Origin of the sequence: Trichlorobacter sp. (assembly GCF_030247655.1) — a bacterium.
Lineage (GTDB): Bacteria > Desulfobacterota > Desulfuromonadia > Geobacterales > Pseudopelobacteraceae > Trichlorobacter.
In genome coordinates this window covers 1-5,155 of the sequence record NZ_JAOTRZ010000208.1, presented here as the reverse complement: position 1 = coordinate 5,155, position 5,155 = coordinate 1, and the positions used below count along the sequence as shown (strand labels likewise).

9 protein-coding genes and 1 pseudogene are annotated in these 5,155 nt (G+C 50.4%); 7 read left to right on the top strand and 3 right to left on the bottom strand.

The genetic code is table 11. The features are described from left to right. The 3 genes and pseudogenes from OEL57_RS13885 to OEL57_RS17095 all read right to left on the bottom strand — a co-directional run. A pseudogene (locus tag OEL57_RS13885) lies at positions 1-220 on the bottom strand (glycosyltransferase); the annotation flags it as partial. A gap of 13 nt (positions 221-233) precedes the next feature. Further along, the gene (locus OEL57_RS13880) at positions 234-491 is read right to left on the bottom strand and encodes a GIY-YIG nuclease family protein (RefSeq protein ID WP_300741231.1); all 258 of its coding nucleotides are present in this window, start codon (positions 489-491) and stop codon (positions 234-236) included. Then, on the bottom strand, positions 491-742 hold the full coding sequence (locus OEL57_RS17095) for a 4Fe-4S binding protein (protein ID WP_414718528.1): 252 nt from the start codon (positions 740-742) through the stop codon (positions 491-493). The genes OEL57_RS13880 and OEL57_RS17095 overlap by 1 nt, the downstream gene beginning before the upstream one ends. Before the next feature lie 525 nt (positions 743-1,267). On the opposite strand from OEL57_RS17095, the gene OEL57_RS13875 reads away from it, so the two are divergent. The 7 genes from OEL57_RS13875 to OEL57_RS13845 form a co-directional block, all read left to right on the top strand. After that, complete coding sequence (locus tag OEL57_RS13875; RefSeq protein ID WP_300741230.1) at positions 1,268-1,504, top strand: hypothetical protein; 237 nt, start codon at positions 1,268-1,270, stop codon at positions 1,502-1,504. Between the two features lie 4 nt (positions 1,505-1,508). Further along, complete coding sequence (locus OEL57_RS13870) at positions 1,509-1,895, top strand: response regulator (protein ID WP_300741229.1); 387 nt, start codon at positions 1,509-1,511, stop codon at positions 1,893-1,895. A gap of 12 nt (positions 1,896-1,907) precedes the next feature. Continuing rightward, entirely contained in the window at positions 1,908-2,162 is a 255-nt protein-coding gene (locus OEL57_RS13865) for a hypothetical protein (protein WP_300741228.1), read from the top strand. 384 nt (positions 2,163-2,546) lie between these two features. Beyond that, positions 2,547-3,920: a sigma-54 interaction domain-containing protein gene (locus OEL57_RS13860; RefSeq protein WP_300741227.1), complete on the top strand. Its 1,374-nt coding sequence runs from the start codon at positions 2,547-2,549 to the stop codon at positions 3,918-3,920. Positions 3,921-4,107: 187 nt separating this feature from the next. Next, positions 4,108-4,521: a NifB/NifX family molybdenum-iron cluster-binding protein gene (locus tag OEL57_RS13855; protein WP_300741226.1), complete on the top strand. Its 414-nt coding sequence runs from the start codon at positions 4,108-4,110 to the stop codon at positions 4,519-4,521. A 2-nt stretch (positions 4,522-4,523) separates the two neighbouring features. Further along, entirely contained in the window at positions 4,524-4,754 is a 231-nt protein-coding gene (locus OEL57_RS13850; RefSeq protein WP_300741225.1) for a DUF5320 domain-containing protein, read from the top strand. A gap of 109 nt (positions 4,755-4,863) precedes the next feature. Beyond that, on the top strand, positions 4,864-5,155 hold a 292-nt coding region (locus OEL57_RS13845), incomplete at its 3' end, for a NifB/NifX family molybdenum-iron cluster-binding protein (protein ID WP_300741224.1).

Sequence of the window (5,155 nt, the reverse complement as noted above, 5' to 3'; positions counted from 1 at the left end):
GTTCATAGTCGGGATAGCTCAGCTCAAAAAGCGACTGTAATGCAGCCCTCAGCGTGTGTTGTTCATTGCGGGCAGCAACGATGATCGAAAGTTTGGGAAAGTGGGAATTTGCATCTGCAGGTATGTTCTGAAGCGCTGCTATTGAGCGGTTACCGGCCATTAGCGTTACAGCTGAGCCACAGCCCAGCAGTAGTATTAGCAGTGCCAGCCAGAATAGCATGTTCCCTCGTTTTTCATGTATGCTGCCAGTCAAAGAGGAATAAACGTGATTTTTCAACATGAGTCATAGCTTTTAGCTCTGCCTCGCGGATGGAAGCAGAAGAACGGCTATGATCTTTTTCAAGATAGACCACCTCTACAGGTTGACGCCCCCGAAAATACTTGGCACCCCTGCCCTCTGCATGTTGCTGAAATCGCCGATCCATATCCGTCGTGATCCCTGTATAGAATGAAGCATCGGAACAGCGAATAATGTAGACATACCACTGCATCAACAAACCCCTGCTATACGGGTAACGATAACAGCTGATTCGAGAAGTATACGTGTCTTAACCTGTGGCATGTCGCCCCGTTCCCGCTTTACATGGCAGACAAAGCATACCCGCTCTTTGCGAACACTGCAATTGGCTGCAAGCATTTCACTGCGCGTATTAACCATCGGATGCTCAAGTATTCTAGCTTGTTCAGGGCAGACTTTAACACAAGCGCTGCAGAGTATGCAGCCTGCTGCATTTGTCTCCACCGCGGTGCTGGTCACCGTGATTATCCCCCCGAGCCCTGTTTGATGCTATCACATTTTCAGCTCAGGCTCTCTCAAAACGTTCAGTACCTACTTTTGGGGAGTTGCTTTGGGGAGACATGCTTACTCCTATACTCTTGCGGCTGGCGCGGCAGGGTGGTAATTCACTCTGTAATCATGGCAATCATATGAGCTTTATGAACCACTCTATCCAGCGCCCCAAGAAAAACCAACTTCCATGGGCACCCCCCTCTGTATGATTAGCCTATACGCCTATTAACTTTCGCTAGAATATATTAATACATAATATCAGGCTGTTATGCTTCAATTTATCCTGAGCCCGCCTCGGTGCCGTATAGCTACTTCATACATGCTTCTCGTACAAACATCCCCTTAACCATTTATCATCCACTTAAATAATAACGTTATTACGGCATGTTACATAAAAAAACAGGGAGATTCCAGCTTTTGGCACGTTCTATGTAAAGTAACAAACCAAGTTAAACGAGCAGTACAAAGGAGGATGTCATGAAAGCAAATAGTATTCATCTGATGGTTGCCATACTCTGTTCAGTCAGCACATCTGCTTATGCCGCTTCTGCTGGTGTGGGTGGTGAGGAAGCCGGGTTGCTGATCTGGGCCTTGATAGGGTTTGGGGTATTGGTGGTTATGATGCAGGCTGTTCCCGCCATGGTTATGTTGTACGCCATGTTGAAAGGTGTCTTTGCTCCTGCGGATACTACTGTTGTAGCGCCGAAGGCCTGAGATCATGCAAAGCGTGCTGATTGCCGATGAAAATCTGGATACCCGCAAGGTGATGACGGACCTGTGTATTGAAGCAGGCTACCAGGTAACCGTCACCACCACCACAGCCGGAGTTTTGAAGGGTGTGTTAAAGAAGAGTTCTCAGGTGCTGTTGATGGGTAGCAGCTTTGATGAACTGGCAGCAACGGAACTCGTACCGCTTTTCAGGAAATGCTACAGGAATCTGATTATTATCCTGGTTTCCAACGAGTCCTCCCTGCCGGTGATACGCAAGCTGAGAAACGAAGGGATCTTCTACCATCTGTTAAAGCCGGTTAAGTCTGAAGATCGTGAAGAACTGAAACAGGCACTGAGCTGTGCCTTCCAAATCAATAAGAACTGCTACTGCTAAAGGAGAAATACCATGAAAACCATCGTTACTACCCTGTCCCTGATCTTTGCCAGCCTGACCTCCGCCTTTGCCTCAGGCTCAGCTGCCTATGTTGATACCAGTCTGACCTATAATAGCGGTATTCTGGTACTGGCCTTTGCAGGCTTTCTGGCACTGGTTGTTGTTGTCCAGACAATTCCGGCACTTATCAGCCTTTATGGCATGATCAAAGGCGCTTCTGAAGCAGCCAAAAGCAAGCTGCCGGCATTCAGTTCAACCACCAAATAACGAGGATAAAGTCATGACATCACTATTTGACGCAATCGGACATGTAAATTCAGTTTATACTATGGTGGACTTTTACCAGTACATAAAGACCGTGGAGTATCTAATCTGTGTTGCCTTCTTTGTCGGTTTCCCCATGTTCTACAGGTATCTACTGGGTGGTAAGGGATCTGCCGGGCAGACTGCGCACTGAACACGTTCAACACCAGACGGCATAAAAGAACGCGGTTAGGAGTTTTTCCCTAACCGCGTTTGCGTACATGTGCCTAATCACCATGATATCGCTATGCTCTGCCAGCGAAGGCCCTATTTTTTTAACCGTTATTGGTATACATTATCCCTTAACATTTTTAGTAAATCCTAACTGCCAAACTAAAAGACTCCTCTATGAAGCCAGATGATAAAAAATCAACAAAAAATACTTCTACTGACGCAATCCTTGAAAGTATCTCCGATGGCGTATTCACTGTGGACCCCGAATGGAGAATTACTTCATTCAACCGGGCCGCTGAAGAGATTACCGGCATCTCTCGTAGAGATGCCATTGGACGCCTTTGTTCGGAAGTATTCCGTTCCAATATGTGCGAGACCGACTGTGCCCTGCGTAAGACGCTGAAAAGTGGCAAGCCGGTCATCGGACGTTCAGGCTATATCATTGATGAAGAGGGGAACCGTATTCCGATCAGTCTTTCCACAGCGGTGCTGAAGGACAGTAGCGGTAAAGTGGTTGGCGGAGCTGAGACCTTTCGTGATCTGAGCGAGGTTGAGACCTTGCGCCATGAGCTTGAGGGGCGTTTTCATATGGGGGATATTGTTAGCCGCAGTCCGCTGATGCAGCGCCTGTTTGAGGTGATCCCCACTATCGCCGTCAGCCCCAGCACCGTTCTGCTTAATGGCGAAACCGGCACCGGCAAGGAGCTGATGGCGCGTACTATCCATAGTTTAAGTAAACAGAGCAAGGGGCCATTTATTGCGCTTAACTGCGGGGCGTTGCCGGATACCCTGTTGGAGTCTGAGCTGTTCGGCTATAAGGCCGGCGCCTTTACCGGAGCCACCAAGGACAAGCCGGGCCGCTTTGCCCTGGCCAAAGGCGGCACCCTGTTTCTGGACGAGATCGGGGAGATAAGCCCGGCATTGCAGGTTCGCCTCTTGCGAGTGTTGCAGGAGCACTGCTTTGAACCATTGGGCGGTACAAGTTCTGTTACAACCGATGCCCGGATCATTGTTGCCACCAATCGTGATCTGGCCGAACTGACCCGCAACGGGACCTTTCGTGAGGATCTGTACTATCGGGTCAATGTTGTACGGATTGAGCTGCCGCCGCTCAGGCGTCGCAAGGAAGATATTCCGTTGTTGGTGGAGCAGTTTATTGCCAAATTTAACCACTTGCACCATGCCACGGTACGGAGCATGGCGCCTGAGGCGCTCTCCCTGCTGATGGCCCATGATTGGCCCGGCAATGTACGGGAACTGGAAAACGTGATTGAACGAGCCTTTGTACTCTGTCCTGACGGCACGATTGAAATTCCCCATCTGCCTGATGAACTGACTCTCCATGGCAGCCGCTCTGCCGGACCGGCAACTCTGCAGGACGCCCGTTCTCAGTTGGAAGCCCAGGCGATCCAGAGATCATTGGAAAAGAACGGCTTTAACCGTCTGGCCACTGCAAAGGCGTTAGGCATGCATAAAACCACCCTGTTTCGTAAAATCAGACAGTACGGCATTGTACTTCCTGAGCAGGATGGTCGATCAAGGCGATAGAGTCCCACTGTTGCAACTAAACCCACCAAATAGAGTAGCAAAAATACTACTCAAAATCCCGCAAAACAACCCTCTGTAAAAAACAAATCATGTAGTACCAGTTAGTTACACACCTCAAGATTCTTGGCATGGTCACTGCATAGTGTAAACGCCATGTAATGGACTACCTGTCTGGAGACGCAAGGTAATGAGAATCGCATTTTCCCTCTGGAACGAACGGATAGCACCGGTATTTGATGTTGCCAAACATTTCTGGATTGTTGACGCTGAAGAAGGCCGGATTATTGGCCAGACAGGGCGTCGGTTTTCCAGTGATGATCCGCAGGAACGGGCCATGCGACTGAGCACGCTGCAGGTTGAACAACTGGTCTGCGGCGCCATCACCCGCACCTCTTATCAGGCCCTAACGGAGCGGGGCATGCAGGTGGTCTCGTTTATAGCCGGAGATCTGGATCAGGTTGTACATGCATGCCTGGCTGATCGGCTGAAGGATGGTGAGCTGAACATGCCGGGTTGTCACCGGGGTAAGCGGCACGGCGCACGACGCTATCCCGGCAGAAATTCGTGCGTCACGATGTCAGAAGATACAAAGGAGTACTAAACATGCCAAACAGAAATGGGCAAGGACCAATGGGAGCCGGTTCAGGAACCGGACGTGGACGTGGCCAGTGTAACAAAAACAATCAAGCAGGTGTAACCGTTCAGGAGCAGACGCAAAGCCAGGCAACAACTGAGCAGCAACCGACTGCCGCGAACTGCAGGGGACCTCGCAGCTGCGGCACCGGCAAGGGGCGTCAGAGTGGCGCATGCGGCAACGGACGTGGTCAACGCTAGTGGATTCCCGATGACGCAGGCCTATCAGTGATGAAGGCTGAGCAATGCGGGAGCGCCGGTGTCTTACCGGAGGGAGAGGCACCGGCGTATTTTCAAATCAGGAGAAGTCATGAATAAAATTGCATTTACCACAGCAGGACAAGAGCTTGCAGCAGCATTGGACCCCCGTTTCGGGCGTGCAGCACGCTTTCTCATCTATGATATGCAGCTGAAAAGCATCCAGATTATAGAGAATCAACAAGCCCGAAATGCAGCGCAAGGCGCGGGCATTCAGGCTGCAGAGACGGTTGTAAAGGCCGGGATTGACACCTTGGTGACCGGTCACTGCGGCCCCAAAGCGTTCAAGGTACTGAATGCGGCCGGCGTACAGGTATTTAACTGCGATGCTGCAACCGTTGACC